Origin of the sequence: Dysgonomonas hofstadii, assembly GCF_014196915.1 — a bacterium.
Taxonomy (GTDB): Bacteria; Bacteroidota; Bacteroidia; order Bacteroidales; family Dysgonomonadaceae; genus Dysgonomonas; species Dysgonomonas hofstadii.
The window spans coordinates 63,570-78,437 of the sequence record NZ_JACIEP010000005.1; the positions used below are offsets into that span (position 1 = coordinate 63,570).

Annotated in this window: 13 protein-coding genes; 10 read left to right on the forward strand and 3 right to left on the reverse strand. The window is 39.3% G+C overall.

Going from position 1 to position 14,868, the window contains the following annotated elements; translation table 11 throughout:
* Positions 1-57: 57 nt before the first annotated feature.
* On the reverse strand, positions 58-1,248 hold the full coding sequence (locus tag GGR21_RS07725; RefSeq protein ID WP_183306636.1) for an L-serine ammonia-lyase: 1,191 nt from the start codon (positions 1,246-1,248) through the stop codon (positions 58-60).
* Positions 1,249-1,834: 586 nt separating this feature from the next.
* On the opposite strand from GGR21_RS07725, the gene GGR21_RS07730 reads away from it, so the two are divergent.
* From GGR21_RS07730 to GGR21_RS07750, 5 genes are all read left to right on the forward strand, one after another.
* Complete coding sequence (locus GGR21_RS07730; RefSeq protein ID WP_183306637.1) at positions 1,835-3,148, forward strand: MFS transporter; 1,314 nt, start codon at positions 1,835-1,837, stop codon at positions 3,146-3,148.
* A 103-nt stretch (positions 3,149-3,251) separates the two neighbouring features.
* Positions 3,252-4,823, forward strand: a complete 1,572-nt coding sequence (locus GGR21_RS07735) for an NAD(P)/FAD-dependent oxidoreductase (protein WP_183306638.1) — start codon at positions 3,252-3,254, stop codon at positions 4,821-4,823.
* A 75-nt stretch (positions 4,824-4,898) separates the two neighbouring features.
* Complete coding sequence (locus GGR21_RS07740) at positions 4,899-5,576, forward strand: RluA family pseudouridine synthase (RefSeq protein ID WP_183306639.1); 678 nt, start codon at positions 4,899-4,901, stop codon at positions 5,574-5,576.
* A 141-nt stretch (positions 5,577-5,717) separates the two neighbouring features.
* Positions 5,718-6,095 carry a GxxExxY protein gene (locus tag GGR21_RS07745; RefSeq protein WP_183306640.1) on the forward strand — a complete coding sequence of 126 codons (378 nt, stop codon included), beginning with the start codon at positions 5,718-5,720 and terminating at the stop codon, positions 6,093-6,095.
* Between the two features lie 74 nt (positions 6,096-6,169).
* Positions 6,170-8,293, forward strand: coding sequence for a Tex family protein (locus GGR21_RS07750; protein ID WP_183306641.1), 2,124 nt, complete (start codon positions 6,170-6,172; stop codon positions 8,291-8,293).
* A gap of 44 nt (positions 8,294-8,337) precedes the next feature.
* Here the strand turns inward: GGR21_RS07750 and GGR21_RS07755 are convergent, their stop codons facing one another.
* Positions 8,338-9,192 carry an energy transducer TonB gene (locus GGR21_RS07755; RefSeq protein WP_183306642.1) on the reverse strand — a complete coding sequence of 285 codons (855 nt, stop codon included), beginning with the start codon at positions 9,190-9,192 and terminating at the stop codon, positions 8,338-8,340.
* Positions 9,193-9,418: 226 nt separating this feature from the next.
* On the opposite strand from GGR21_RS07755, the gene GGR21_RS07760 reads away from it, so the two are divergent.
* From GGR21_RS07760 to mnmD, 5 genes are all read left to right on the forward strand, one after another.
* A complete protein-coding gene (locus GGR21_RS07760) occupies positions 9,419-10,153 on the forward strand; it encodes a polyprenol monophosphomannose synthase (RefSeq protein ID WP_183306643.1) in 735 nt (244 codons plus the stop codon).
* 86 nt (positions 10,154-10,239) lie between these two features.
* Positions 10,240-10,866: a fumarylacetoacetate hydrolase family protein gene (locus GGR21_RS07765; RefSeq protein WP_183306644.1), complete on the forward strand. Its 627-nt coding sequence runs from the start codon at positions 10,240-10,242 to the stop codon at positions 10,864-10,866.
* Between the two features lie 131 nt (positions 10,867-10,997).
* Positions 10,998-12,167: a type IX secretion system outer membrane channel protein PorV gene (gene porV, locus GGR21_RS07770; protein ID WP_183306645.1), complete on the forward strand. Its 1,170-nt coding sequence runs from the start codon at positions 10,998-11,000 to the stop codon at positions 12,165-12,167.
* Between the two features lie 21 nt (positions 12,168-12,188).
* On the forward strand, positions 12,189-12,668 hold the full coding sequence (ispF, locus tag GGR21_RS07775; RefSeq protein ID WP_183306646.1) for a 2-C-methyl-D-erythritol 2,4-cyclodiphosphate synthase: 480 nt from the start codon (positions 12,189-12,191) through the stop codon (positions 12,666-12,668).
* Positions 12,669-12,687: 19 nt separating this feature from the next.
* Positions 12,688-13,365, forward strand: coding sequence for a tRNA (5-methylaminomethyl-2-thiouridine)(34)-methyltransferase MnmD (gene mnmD / locus GGR21_RS07780; protein ID WP_183306647.1), 678 nt, complete (start codon positions 12,688-12,690; stop codon positions 13,363-13,365).
* Positions 13,366-13,389: 24 nt separating this feature from the next.
* On the opposite strand, the gene GGR21_RS07785 is transcribed toward mnmD, so the two are convergent.
* Positions 13,390-14,757 (reverse strand): DUF4932 domain-containing protein, encoded by a 1,368-nt coding sequence (locus GGR21_RS07785; RefSeq protein WP_183306648.1) that lies wholly within the window; start codon positions 14,755-14,757, stop codon positions 13,390-13,392.
* Positions 14,758-14,868 lie beyond the last annotated feature (111 nt).

A 14,868-nucleotide genomic window follows, 5' to 3' on the forward strand; every position in this document is an offset into this window, starting at 1 on the left:
AGGTATGTGTAATTTATTGTAGATCAGTTTTTTATTTCTTTATTTCTTTTTCACGTTTTATTCGAGATTGACAGCAAGCCCCCCGGTAGAAGTCTCCTTGTAGAGGCTGGGCAGATCGTGCCCGGTCTGTTGCATTGTGCGAACGACTTTATCGAAGTTGATAAGATGTTTGCCATCCGATAACATAGCAAATGAACAGGAATCCAAAGCCCGTGCAGCAGCGAAGGCATTACGCTCGATACATGGTACCTGTACTAATCCGCATATAGGATCGCAAGTTAGCCCGAGATGATGTTCCAACCCCATTTCAGCCGCATATTCAATTTGCTGGGGCGATCCGCCGAATAGCTGGCAGGCTGCCGCAGCCGCCATGGAACAGGCCACGCCAACTTCTCCCTGGCATCCAACCTCCGCACCTGATACTGAAGCGTTGGCTTTTACCAGATTACCTATTAATCCGGCAGTGGCAAGCGCCCTTATTATTTTCTGTTCGCTAAAATCATGATTCATTTTCAGGTGATACAGTACCGATGGTAGTACACCACATGATCCGCATGTGGGAGCCGTTACAATTATATTTCCGCTCGCATTCTCTTCCGATACGGCCAATGCATACGAGTAGATGAGTGCGCGGCTTTTCATCGAACCCTGATAGCCTTTTGCTTTGATGCTGTACATGGAGGCTTTACGTTGTAATCCCAGTCCGCCGGGTAAGAGTCCTTCATTGTCAGCTCCCCGGTGTATGGCGGCTTCCATCGTATTCCATACCACTTGCAGATAATCATATATTTCTTTACCTTCGGTATCTTCCACATATTCCCAGAATGATTTACCTGTTTTCTGGCACCATTCCAGTATGTCTTTCATTGTAGTTTTATCGTATAGTGACTCTTTTTTCGTTTCAGCTGTCCCGTCCGAAAGATCACCGCCTCCAATGCTGTAGACAATCCATTCTTTTATTGGATTCCCGTCTCTAAGGGCTTCGAATTTCATCCCGTTGGTATGGAAAGGAAGGACTATTTCGGGTTTCCATACAATTTCTGTTGGAAAAGGAGATAAGGTGTTTATGATGGCAATATCGGTCATGTGCCCTTTGCCGGTAGCTGCCAGACTCCCGTATAACGTAACCCGGAATGCAGTAGCTTCGGAATTTTCTTTTTTAAACCTTTGTGCTGCTTTCTGAGGTGCCATAGTATGGCTGCTCGAGGGGCCATGTCCGATTTTATATAAATTGCGAATAGATTCCATACTTTTTTTAGTATAACGTTTCTGTTTTTAGTCTGGTTTAGCAGATCATAGTACAAATGTAATCATATTAAATATTGTTAAAGATAAAAATCGTGGTTTTGTGTAAAAATGGATTATTTTTGTCCATTTAGATATAGATTCAAAGAGTTAGCTTTTTGTCATATTTTATTGGATTTTGATAAAAAAATATTTGTGCGGTTTTGTAATCTGCTGATAATCTGCCAAAAGGTTTTTTGACGTTTTTCAGCGAAAAGCAAAACGTTATTCAAACAATTAATTTAAATGACATACTGTTATAAAAAGAAATGATAAAACAGTCTTTTGAAAATATGTTATACAACAGGTTTTTTTTAAATGAGAGCTGAAAATAGATCGTTATTTTTACGTTGTTTTTTGAGAAAACAATCTTCACTTAACCTAAAGACCATGAATTAAGATACAATGAACCGATTGTATCAGGAGAAAGTCAGGGGGTAATTAAGTCGGAATCCGGAATTTAGTTACTCCCTGAATTCTCTGGAAAGAGAAAAGAACATTAATGAATTAATATATAAATTATAAAACAATCTAATGTAAAACATTTATCATGAGTAGTACAGAAAAGAAAAATTATTTGTTGCCGATTATTGCAATGATCTTCCTGTTCGGTATGATCTCCTTTGTGACGAACCTGGCTTCTCCAATGGGGGATATATTGAAATTTCAATTTGGTGTTGCAAACTGGATGGGAACACTTGGTGTGTTCGCAAACTTCATTGCATATGCAGTTATGGGTTATCCTGCCGGTAATCTATTGCAAAAACTTGGTTACAAAAAGACTGCATTGATTGCCATCACCGTAGGTTTTGTAGGTGTTGGTATTCAGACTCTTTCCGGCGTAGTTGGAAGTTTTGGGGTTTATTTGTTGGGTGCCTTTGTAGCAGGTTTTTCCATGTGTTTGCTTAACACAGTTGTTAATCCGATGTTAAATCTGCTGGGAGGTGGAGGAAATAAAGGAAACCAATTGATCCAGTTGGGAGGTTCTTTTAATTCTCTTTGTGGTACAGCGGTTATTATTTTAACAGGTATTTTGATTCCGGAAGGAATTAAAAATGCACAGATCAGCAACGTATTTCCTTTGATGTATGCTGCGTTGGCAATCTTTGCTATTGCATTTGTTGTAATAGGATTGACCAATATCCCTGAAAAGAAAAAAGAAAATGTACAGGTTTCTCTTGAAAAAGATAAATACAGCGCTTTATCATTCCGTCATTTTGTATTGGGTGCTGTTGGTATCTTTGTATATGTAGGGGTTGAAGTAGGCGTTCCTAATGTATTGAACAAATGGCTACAAAATCCTGATCTGGATGTGCTGGGTGTAGGAAGCGGAAATGCCGAGGCTATCGCAGGTTCTGTAACGGCTACTTATTGGTTGCTGATGTTGGTTGGCCGTCTTATAGGTGCCGCTATTGGTAGTAAAGTTTCTGCAAAATCGATGTTAATGGTAGCTTCTGTTGTTGGTTTGGTTCTGACTTTAGCTGCAATGTTCGCTCCATCTGCATCTTTTGTCGATCTGCCTGTATTCAAAAACAGCTCCGATGGTCTGTTCGGGTTGGTACAAGTACCGATTAATGCTGCGTTCTTAGTACTTGTCGGATTGTGTACTTCCGTGATGTGGGGTGGAATATTTAACCTTGCAGTAGAAGGCTTAGGTAAATATACTGAGAAAGCTTCAGGTATCTTTATGGTGCTTGTTTGTGGTGGAGGTATCCTACCGTTACTGCAGAATGGAATAGTAGATATGACTGGCGGTACAGGTTACCTGACCAGTTACTGGGTGATCGTAGTAGGCCTTGCTTACCTGTTATTCTATGCATTGGTAGGTAGCAAAAATGTGAATAAAAACATTTCTGTAGAATAATATACAGAATCATAATATAGAAAGTCGCAATCGGTAAACTCCGGTTGCGATTTTTTTTATTTGAGGGTTCTGTATATCTTTGCCAACTCAAATAAATAATTTCATGCAGAAAGATATTGACTTGCGCATTACGCCAGAGCAGGCGTCTGATATTGAAAAAGTCAAACGTGTTTTTTCTTCCCAGTCAGGAATTCCGCTCAAAGATATTAATTCAGTCAGGATCGTTCGCCGTTCTATCGACGCGCGACAACGTAATATATATATCAACCTGAAAGTCAGGGCATATATAAACGAAGAAGAGAACGATCCGGCATTTACCAGTACTTATTATCCCAATGTAAAGGACTGTACGCAGGCTATAGTAGTAGGAGCAGGACCAGCCGGATTGTTTGCCGCACTACGACTGATAGAGTTGGGAATCCGCCCTATTGTTGTAGAGCGGGGAAAGAATGTGCGTGACCGTAAGCGTGATACAGCCCTGATGAACCGGGAGCATGTAGTAAATCCCGAATCGAATTATTGCTTTGGTGAAGGTGGAGCAGGGGCTTATTCCGATGGAAAGCTATATACCCGAAGCAAGAAACGGGGCAATGTGGAAAAAATACTGAACGTATTTTGCCAGCATGGTGCCGATGCTTCCATCCTTGTGGATGCTCATCCACATATAGGAACAGATAAATTGCCCGGTATAATCGAGAAAATGAGGGTGCAGATCATTCTTTCCGGAGGGGAAGTGCATTTCGAAACCCGGATGGAGAAGCTGATAATCGAGCAGGGCGAAGTCAAAGGAATAGAGACAACCACAGGCAAGGTGTTTAAAGGTCCTGTTATTTTGGCAACCGGCCATTCAGCCCGTGATGTATATTATATGCTGTACGACCAGAAAATAAAAATAGAGGCAAAAGGACTGGCCATTGGTTTCCGTATAGAACATCCGTCTCATCTTATCGATCAGATACAATATCATTGTAAAGAAGGCCGGGGCAAGTATCTCCCTGCAGCAGAATATAGCTTTGTTGTGCAGGCTGGGGGTAGAGGGGTATATTCATTTTGCATGTGTCCGGGAGGAACGATTGTTCCGTCGGCCAGTGGCCCTAAGCAAGTTGTTGTGAATGGTATGTCTCCATCGAACAGAGGTTCACGTTGGTCAAACTCAGGAGTGGTTGTGGAAATTCATCCTGAAGATTTTCCGGAATATGCTAAATATAATGAGCTGGCTTTGTTGAAATTTGTAGAGGATATTGAAGAACTGGCATGGCTACACGGAGGGAAATCGCAAGTAGCTCCGGCTCAGCGGATGTATGATTTTGTAAATGGGAAAAAGAGCGATTCTTTACCCGATACGTCCTATTCACCGGGAGTTATCTCTTCGCCTATGCACGAGTGGATGCCATCTTTTATCTCTACCCGTTTGCAGGAAGCATTCAGGAAAGTAGGGCAAAATTATAACGGGTATCTGACTAATGAAGCCATTCTGTTAGCTGTGGAAAGCCGTACTTCATCTCCGGTCAGGATATTGCGAGACAGGGAAACAATGGAACATATAGAAATTACAGGGCTTTATCCTTGTGGTGAGGGAGCCGGATATGCGGGGGGGATTGTATCTGCCGCTATGGATGGCGAACGCTGTGCAGAAGCCTTAGCGAAGATAATAAAGGAAAAGCCAAAGGAATAACGGTTGTTAAATCGCTTCAAATATAGTATATTTGTTCAAACTTGAAATGTAAATCTGGAATTAAAAATAGACAGAATGACCGTTCTTTATGAAGATAATCATATCATAATAGTCAATAAGACTGTATCTGAGATAGTGCAGGGCGATAAGACCGGAGATAAGCCTCTTTCCGAAATTGTTAAAGAATATCTGAAGGAAAAGTATAATAAACCCGGAAATGTTTTTATCGGTGTTGTCCATCGCCTGGACAGGCCGACAAGCGGAATTGTTGTTTTTGCCCGAACAAGTAAGGCTCTTCCACGCCTAAATGATATGTTTAAAAATAAAGAGGTAAAGAAAACTTATTGGGCTGTAGTTAAGAATTTGCCAAAACAAACAGAGGGGACATTACGGCATTACCTGATAAGGAATGAAAAGCAAAATAAGTCGTATGCTTATGACCGGGAAAAGCCGGATTCGAAACTGGCGATCCTTCATTACAGACTTATTGCGCATTCCGAGAAATATAATTTACTGGAAATAGATCTGGAAACAGGGCGTCATCACCAGATACGTTGCCAATTGGCTAAAATAGGTTGTCCGATAAAAGGTGACCTGAAATATGGAGCAGAAAGGTCTAATCCTGATGGCGGAATTAGTCTGCATGCACGTAAAGTATCGTTTATTCATCCGGTATCAAAGGAATTGATCGAAATAACAGCACCTGTACCTGAAGACAATTTGTGGAAGGCATTGGAGAAAAGTGTTGAATAGAAAAAATATTTCTCGCAAAGGCGCTAAGACACAAAGTTTTTATAAAGAACAGGATTACAAGTATTTTAATATCATATTCTAAATACTATTTCTAATAAACTTTGTGTCTTAGCGCCTTTGCGAGAAATTAAAAACATAACTATGACAGAAAATGAAATATCAAAACATATTGTAGATATTGCATACTGCATTCATTCGGAATTAGGGCCTGGGTTGTTGGAATCTGTATATGAAGAAATTATGTCTTATGAATTGGCAATACAAGGTCTTAAAGTAGAAAGACAAAAAGAGCTTCCTGTTATACGGGATGAATTAAGGATGGATATAGGTTTCCGGGCAGACTTAATAGTTGAAAATAAAGTAATAATAGAATTAAAGTCTGTGGAGAAAATAATGCCTGTTCATCCGAAGCAACTACTTACATATCTGAAAATTTCAGGATTGAAATTGGGCATGTTAGTAAATTTTAATGAGCCTTTAATTAAAAACGGAATAACGCGGATCGTAAATAATTTATAAAATAATTTAAGTAAAGATGAAAATGTTATTGATCTGTAACTTTGCGTCTTTGCACCTTAGCGAGAAATAATATAATGACAATAAAAGACCTCATTTCATCGGCTTTAAATATTAAAGCATCACAAATAGAAAAGACAATCGAACTGCTCGATTCAGGGGCAACCATTCCTTTTATCAGCCGCTACCGTAAAGAAGTAACCGGCGGATTGGATGAAGTTCAGATTGGTGCGATCAAAGAACAAAATGATAAGTTCAATGAATTGATCAAGCGTAAAGAAACCATTTTGAAATCGATTGAAGAACAGGAAAAACTTACACCTGAATTGAAAACCCGTATCGAAAACTGCTGGATATCTTCCGAACTCGAAGATATTTATCTTCCATATAAGCCAAAACGTCAGACTCGTGCCGAGATCGCCCGTAAAAAAGGGTTGGAAGGACTGGCTAAGCTGATTATGGGGCAGCAGAAGATGGACGTGGAGGAAAAGGCTTTTCCGTATGTAAAAGGAGAGGTGAAAGATGTAAAAGACGCTATTGCCGGAGCTTGTGACATTATAGCCGAATGGATCAACGAAGACGAATATGCCCGTAACTCTATCCGTAATCTGTTTGAGAGGGAAGCTGTAATAACAGCTAAAGTGGTAAAAGGAAAAGAGGAAGAAGGAGATAAATACCGCGATTATTTCGACTTCTCCGAGAAGTTGAGTAAAGCTTCATCACATCGTATTCTCGCACTGCGGAGAGGCGAATCCGAAGGATTTCTCAGGGTTAATATTGCTCCTGACGAAGACCATGCATTAGAGCGCCTCGATAAACGCTTTCTGAAAGGCGATAACGATAACGAAGCTACTAATTATGTAGCCGATGCTATCGAAGATTCTTATAAACGACTATTAAAACCTTCGATAGAAACGGAATTTGCGTCATTGTCCAAAGAAAAAGCCGATGAAGAAGCTATCCGCGTCTTTATTGAGAACCTGCGGCAATTATTGCTGGCGGCTCCATTAGGGCAGAAGCGTGTTTTAGGTATCGATCCGGGATATCGTACCGGGTGCAAGCTTGTGTGTCTCGATGCGGAAGGAAATCTGATTCATAATGAGACAATTTATCCGCATCCACCGCAAAATGAGACTTCGAAAGCAGGAAATAAGGTCGTGAAATTGGTTTCCACTTACAATATAGATGCTATCGCTATAGGTAATGGTACGGCGAGTCGCGAAACAGAACGGTTTATCACAAACCTGCGTTACGAAAAAGAAGTGAAAGTCTTTGTGGTAAGCGAAAACGGAGCGTCTATTTATTCTGCTTCGAAAATTGCCCGGGAAGAATTTCCCGATTATGATGTAACTGTCAGAGGGGCTGTATCTATCGGGCGCCGTTTGATGGACCCATTGGCTGAATTAGTAAAGATCGATCCTAAATCGATTGGAGTAGGGCAATATCAGCATGATGTAGATCAGGTTAAATTAAAGAAATCACTCGATCTTACCGTTGAAAGTTGTGTGAACCTTGTGGGAGTGAACGTAAATACGGCAAGTAAACATTTGCTGACATATGTTTCCGGTTTAGGGCCCGTACTTGCACAAAACATAGTAGACTACAGGGCAGAGCATGGTGCATTTAAAACCCGGAAAGAACTGATGAAAGTCGCCCGTATGGGGGAAAAAGCCTTTGAACAATGTGCCGGATTCCTTCGTATAGCGGGAGCTGAAAATCCGTTGGATAATTCGGCCGTGCATCCCGAAAGTTACTATATCGTTCAACAAATGGCTAAGGATTTGAAAACGACAGTGAAAGAACTGATCGAGAACAAAGAACTGAAAAAATCTTTAGATCTTAATAAATATACAACAGATACGGTCGGATTACCCACTTTGACTGATATCATCGAAGAATTGGACAAGCCGGGGCGCGATCCGCGCAAGGGTATCAAAATGTTCGAATTCGATCCGAATATACGTACAATAGATGACCTGCGAGAGGGGATGATTTTGCCGGGTATTGTCACCAATATAACCAATTTCGGCTGTTTCGTTGATGTAGGCATAAAAGAAAACGGGCTTGTTCATATATCGGAGATCGCCGACCGTTTTGTGTCCGATCCTACCGAAGTGGTTTCTTTGCATCAGCATGTGGAAGTTAAAGTATTATCCATCGATTCGGGGCGTAAAAGAGTACAGTTGTCGATGAAGAAATAAAAAAAGCCGTTTAAAACGGCTTTTTTTATTTCTCTTTATATCGTTTATCTATTATTTAGTTTGAATACTACAGGTAATGTAAAGTATACAGCTACCGGATTTCCGTTTTGCTTACCGGGTATCCATCTTGGCATGCTCTTTATTACCCGCATAGCTTCTTTATCGCAGGTCGGACTGATACCTTTCAATAATTTAAGATCGGTGACCTCACCTGTTTTTGAAACTACGAACCTTATAGTTACCCGGCCTTGTGTTCCCATTTCCTGATCGACGATAGGGTATTTCAGATTTTCAGCGATGAACCTGTACATTTCGTCGTTTCCACCAGGGAATTGAGGCGGGATTTCCGCAAATACAACTGGTTCGTCTTTCTTTGCTGCGCCAGAACCGGTACCATCGCCAACAACAGCCTCTTCAAATTCTTTACGTTTTGCAGTCTCGGATGTCGAACCCTCATCTACTTGGAATTTGCCGATTGCAGTGTTTGGGTCTTCCAGTAATTCTCCCATCCCTTTCATTACCTCGTCTTCATTAACTTTGTCATCAGTTGTAATTGTTGGAGGTACGAATTTATCCATTTTAATATATTCCTGCTTTGGAGGTTCTGGCATATCCGGTTTTTCTATATCTAAAGGAGGTTCTTCCGGTTTATTTATATCTACAACAATGTGAGTCTCATCATATCCTCCATTATATACATTTGCTGTGGCAGCATTGATCGTGCTGATTATCATTGGCAGGAATGAGATAAAAATAACACCCACTAATATAATACCAAAAGCTATAATGTGCCTTTTCCATGATGTCTGGCGTAGTTCAAATGCTCCGTATGATTTGTTCTTTCCTTCGAAGATAACATCACACCATTCTGTCGAGTTTAAGTTAACTGAATTTTTCATGACTTTAGTTTTTTAATTGTTATGTAATCTTCCCCTTTTTTACCTTATAGATATCATATTGGTGAAAATTCCATAAACAGATATTAAATTTTTTAAATGAAATATCAAAAAGCCAGATTGGGAGTTAGTCTAACAAATGCTTTTTTATATTTTTAGACATTATTTTTTAATAGTCATATCTTAAAATGCTACATTTGTTGCTTAAATATAAAACTAGTTAATATTTATGTCCGATTCGATAGTTATTATACCCACCTATAATGAAAAGGAGAATATCGAAGCTATAATCAGAACAGTATTCGATCTGCCTAAAGCATTTGATATCCTTGTTATCGATGATGGTTCTCCCGATGGAACAGCTTCTATTGTAAAGAATCTCCAGACGGAATATAACGGTCGCTTATTTCTGATTGAGCGTTCAGGTAAGTTGGGATTAGGAACAGCATATATCGCTGGATTTAAGTGGGTGCTGGAGCGTGATTACGGATTCATATTTGAGATGGATGCCGATTTTTCACATAATCCGAACGATTTACTAAGGCTTTATGCAGCCTGTCTTAGCGATGGGGCCGATCTGGCTGTCGGATCACGTTATCTGACGGGAGTAAATGTGGTGAACTGGCCGATGGGACGTGTGCTGATGTCTTATTTTGCGTCAAAATATGTTCGTATGATTACAGGTATGAAAGTAAAGGATGCCACAGCCGGATTTGTTTGTTATAAACGAAATGTACTGGAGACCATTGATCTCGATAACATCCGCTTCAAGGGATATGCCTTTCAGGTAGAGATGAAACACACTGCATTTTGTCTGGGTTTTAATATAAAAGAGATATCCATTGTCTTTGTAAACCGGATGCTGGGAACATCTAAAATGAATTCGGGTATATTTGCCGAAGGAGTTTTCGGGGTAATAACTATGCGATTCAGGCAACTATTCGGAAAAATTAAGAAAAAATAGTAAGACTTTATATTTTTCACTTTTCATTTTTCGTTCTTCATTTATTATGTATCTTTGCTACGTGAATTAATTTTTATGTACTACTTATGAAGATTATTTGCGTAGGTCTTAATTATCAATCACATAACAAGGAAATGAATAGGGCACCATCAAGTAAGGATGATGATCCTGTTTTGTTTATGAAACCTGATACAGCTTTACTTGTCGCTGATAAACATGACTTTTATATTCCCGATTTTTCATCCGATATACATTATGAGGCTGAAATTGTGGTACGTATCGATAAAATGGGGAAAAATATTGCGGAACGTTTCGCTCATCGCTATTATAATGAGATAACCATCGGGATCGATTTTACTGCCCGGGATATTCAGTCTGAATTAAAAAAGAAAAGCCTGCCTTGGGAGATATCAAAGGCTTTTGATAATTCGGCGGCGGTAGGAATATTTGTCTCAAAAGATCATTTTGGAAAAAACATAAATGAACTGGATTTTCATTTAGATATAGATGCGAAGACTGTACAAACAGGAAATACATCGGATATGATTCATCCGGTAGATAAGATCATCGCATACGCAAGCCGTTTTTTTACGTTGAAAACTGGTGATCTCATTTTTACAGGTACTCCGGCCGGAGTGGGAAAAGTTGTTATAGGAAATCATCTGACAGGATATATTGAGGGGAATAAACATTTAGACCTGAATATTTGTTAGAATTTAGATGTTAAATTTTGAATTAATATAATAAATACTTTAAAATATAGTTATCTATATGAATAGAGGTGTTTGTGCTATTAAGAGACCTTAACCAAATTGAATTAATTACGAAAATTAAACAGGAATAAATGAAGAATATTTTTAAGAAAGTCTTGTTAGTAAATATTTTTGCTCTGACTACATTTAGTGTTTTTGCGCAATCGGAAGATCTGAATCCGATTTCTACAGCCATGCCATCTTTATCTATCGCACCTGATGCGCGGGGTGGAGGTATGGGGGATGCCGGAGTGGCTACTGCTCCCGACGCATATTCACAGCACTGGAATCCTGCAAAATATGCTTTTGCGATAAGTAAAGCCGGTTTTGGGTTATCATATACCCCATGGTTGAGAAAGATCGTTAACGATGTAGCCCTTGTCTATGGAGTAGGATATTACAAGCTCGGTACCGAGAATAATCAGGCATTGAGTGCATCTATCCGTTATTTTTCTATTGGCGATATTAGTGTAACTAACCAGTATGGACATTTCCTGAATAGTGTAGCTCCATACGAAATGGCTTTTGATATAGGTTATTCCCGTAAGTTGACATCAACTTTTTCGGGTGCGATCACATTGCGTTATATCCGTACAGATTATTCAGGAGCTGACGAAGAAATTTCGGCAGGAAATGCTTTTGCCGCTGACGTTGCCGGCTATAATGAGTCTTATATAAATATCGGTAACTCTGAAAGTTTGTTGAGTTTCGGATTCAATATCTCCAATATTGGTACCAAGATGTCGACAACAGGTGGAACAAGGAAAGATTTTCTTCCTACAAACCTGCGTCTGGGTGCTTCCCTTATGTATCCATTGAATGATGTAAGTACAATTTCTGTAAGTGCCGATATCAATAAATTACTGGTGCCAACAAAGCCTTTGGCAGAAGAGGGAGAAAGCCAGCAGGATTATAATACCCGTCTGGAGGATGATTATTATAGCATGAGCCCTATCAAAGGGATATTTAAATCATTCGGCGATGCTCCGGGCGGATTTTCGGAAGAAATGAAGGAAATAGCATTGTCTATTGGTGCGGAGTACGATTATGATGATAAATTCCGTATCCGTGCAGGATATTTCCATGAGAACAAGATGAAAGGTAACCGTCGGTATGCTACATTCGGAGCAGGATTTAAGCTGACAGCTTTTCAACTGGATGTTGCATATCTGCTAGCTACGGCTAACCAGAACCCGCTAGACCAGACATTGCGTTTCTCACTGGCGTTCGATATAGACGGAATGAAGAACTTGTTCAAATAAGAATAGATAATAAATCAGGGGATGAAAATTCGTGTAGGCTTTGGTTATGATGTACACCGTCTGGCAGACAACCGTGAATTGTGGCTTGGCGGGGTAAAGATAGATCATACACAAGGGCTTTTAGGACACTCCGATGCTGATGTGCTAATCCATGCGGTTTGCGATGCCTTGCTAGGTGCGGCGAATCTTAGGGACATAGGCTTTCATTTTCCGGATACAGCAGGAGAATATAAGGATATAGACAGCAAAATCTTATTGAAAAGAACACTTGACGTGATTACTGAAAAGGGCTATAAGATAGGTAATATAGATGCCACTATATGCGCCGAACGCCCTAAGATTAATCCACATATCCCTAAAATGCAGGAAATAATGGCCGGCATATTGAATATTCCGGTTGACGATATTTCTATTAAAGCTACAACGTCTGAGAAGATGGGGTTTGTTGGGCGTGAGGAAGGTTTCGCCGCATATGCCGTAGCTTTGATAGGAAGAGAGTGATAATTAAACACAGTGCAGAATGAGTGTGAACCCTGAAATAGAATTAACTGCGGATGGGTCTCACACTCTTTTTATTCCCGAGCTGGATGAACATTATCATTCTGTGAACGGGGCTATACAGGAATCTACTCATGTGTTTATCCGGACAGGACTACATACTATATCCAAACAAAAAATAATTGTATTTGAAGTCGGGTTCGGGACCGGATTGAATGCATTCCTTACTTTGCTGGATGCTCAATCATCAGGAAAGGAAATACATTATATAACACTGGAAGCTTATCCTTTATCTGCAGCCATAACAAATAGGCTTAATTATGCCGATAATTATACGGAGGAAGAAAAATCTTTATTTATAGGATTACACAAGGCAGAATGGGGTAGAGAAACGGAAGTTACCCCGTCTTTTTACCTGACCAAGCTGGAAGTTGATTTTACAACTTTCGATTTTTCTTTGATAAAAGATCTGGTCGATCTTATTTATTTTGACGCCTTTGCACCGGATAAACAGCCCGATATGTGGTCACAACGCATATTTGACCAACTATATGCAATAACTGCCCCTAACGGTATTCTTGTAACCTATTGCGCCAAAGGTGCAGTCCGTCGTATGATGCAACAGGCAGGATATACCGTTGAACGACTACCCGGCCCTCCGGGGAAAAGAGAGATGCTAAGGGCTACAAGAACAATTTAAGGTATCTGTTCCGTCAAATTAAATTTATTCGCTGATGAATTCCAAAGGATAGTTTTCTATAACAGGTAAACCTTCAATATCAGCATATCTACGTAAGTATAATTGTATCGAATACATTTTTCCTGGTTCCAGATCCAATGTTAATTTTATTGTTTCGTCATCAATCCACTCCACCTTTTCAATCTTAGGGAAATTATCTTTGCCACCTTTGCCATAGTTAAATCCATATCCTCTTTTCGTATCCATTGGTTTGCTGAATGTAAAGATAAGCTCTTTGGTTGTATGGGGTACCTTGCTGTTGTTTTCTATGGAAGAGGATATTATTCTAGGAAAAAGTCCGGTGTCATAGAAAGATATTATCCGGGGCATAAAATCATCTAAAGTTGCATATTTATCTCTGTTCTCTTCATATTCTTGCATAAGCGTGTATAAATCAGCCATCCAGAAAAAGCCTCTGTGTATTTCGCCGTTTATTATATCTTTTACTTTCATATTTGTTATGGTATCCTGGTTTGCGTAGCATATTGTTGCTACTCTGACCAAAGACTCATACATTACAGTACTCCAATTGCCATAGGCCTGAGATTGCATTTTCTTTGAAATATGAGGAAATATTACTTTTTCCGACTTTGTGAATTTTTCTTTGTGTTTGTTAACCAGCGGATTGACATATGAATGGCTGATTTCATGCACAAGAAGATATACGGCATTTGCAGGTGCAAATTTGGGGTTGCTGTTGTTGTCCGAATCGACTCCTATTATAGGGCATATTTCTTCATTTTTGTCTTTATGTATTATTTTCATACCATAATTTGAAGAGCCATTTGTCAGACTTACAAATATATTATAATCACCACCTTTCACCCCATAGAATCTATCGAACCAACTGAAATTCATTTTTGATACGAGTATATCATTCATTGCCTCTTCGGCCCTTGAGTATATTTCAGAATGAGATTCGAAGAATTTACGAAAATTACTCTTTATATAAAAGTCGGAGATTTTTTCGGTAAAATTATCCAGCATCTCTTTATTCCATCTGCTATCCAGATTGTTGTAAATGTCATCATTCAGGCTAATAGATGAACCTTGTACATCGAGATGTATAGCCAATGACATTACAGCATCGTAGCCGATACCATTATTGCGGTATTCCTTTGCCAGAAGTACAGCTTCATGATTTTTGAAATCAGCGAAATATTTATCTGTATCATCGTTATATGATTTGATCGCTCCCTGTGAATATTCACGGGCTCCCGACAGGCGGTATATGATACCTAATAACTCAATTCTTTCGTCTACTTTTGATTTGAGTACTTCTTGCGGAAACAGGTTTGCAAAATGAAGCAAACCGAATAATACAGCTAGTTTGCAATAGGATAGTGTTCTCATGATAATGAAATATTAGAGTTTATAGGATATTTTCATAAAGATATACTATTATTCATATTTAATATTGATTGATTTGAAATTTATTAATACCGAAAATTCATTGACTCATAC

What these genes read in the sequence shown, in the direction of transcription:
- ispF (WP_183306646.1), top strand. Translation starts at nt 12,189, where the DNA reads ATGAAAATTCGTGTAGGCTTTGGTTATGATGTACACCGTCTGGCAGAC.
- GGR21_RS07745 (WP_183306640.1), top strand. Translation starts at nt 5,718, where the DNA reads ATGACAGAAAATGAAATATCAAAACATATTGTAGATATTGCATACTGC.
- GGR21_RS07750 (WP_183306641.1), top strand. Translation starts at nt 6,170, where the DNA reads ATGACAATAAAAGACCTCATTTCATCGGCTTTAAATATTAAAGCATCA.
- GGR21_RS07735 (WP_183306638.1), top strand. Translation starts at nt 3,252, where the DNA reads ATGCAGAAAGATATTGACTTGCGCATTACGCCAGAGCAGGCGTCTGAT.
- GGR21_RS07765 (WP_183306644.1), top strand. Translation starts at nt 10,240, where the DNA reads ATGAAGATTATTTGCGTAGGTCTTAATTATCAATCACATAACAAGGAA.
- GGR21_RS07725 (WP_183306636.1), bottom strand. Translation starts at nt 1,248, where the DNA reads ATGGAATCTATTCGCAATTTATATAAAATCGGACATGGCCCCTCGAGC.
- GGR21_RS07730 (WP_183306637.1), top strand. Translation starts at nt 1,835, where the DNA reads ATGAGTAGTACAGAAAAGAAAAATTATTTGTTGCCGATTATTGCAATG.
- GGR21_RS07740 (WP_183306639.1), top strand. Translation starts at nt 4,899, where the DNA reads ATGACCGTTCTTTATGAAGATAATCATATCATAATAGTCAATAAGACT.
- GGR21_RS07760 (WP_183306643.1), top strand. Translation starts at nt 9,419, where the DNA reads ATGTCCGATTCGATAGTTATTATACCCACCTATAATGAAAAGGAGAAT.
- GGR21_RS07755 (WP_183306642.1), bottom strand. Translation starts at nt 9,192, where the DNA reads ATGAAAAATTCAGTTAACTTAAACTCGACAGAATGGTGTGATGTTATC.
- porV (WP_183306645.1), top strand. Translation starts at nt 10,998, where the DNA reads ATGAAGAATATTTTTAAGAAAGTCTTGTTAGTAAATATTTTTGCTCTG.
- GGR21_RS07785 (WP_183306648.1), bottom strand. Translation starts at nt 14,757, where the DNA reads ATGAGAACACTATCCTATTGCAAACTAGCTGTATTATTCGGTTTGCTT.
- mnmD (WP_183306647.1), top strand. Translation starts at nt 12,688, where the DNA reads ATGAGTGTGAACCCTGAAATAGAATTAACTGCGGATGGGTCTCACACT.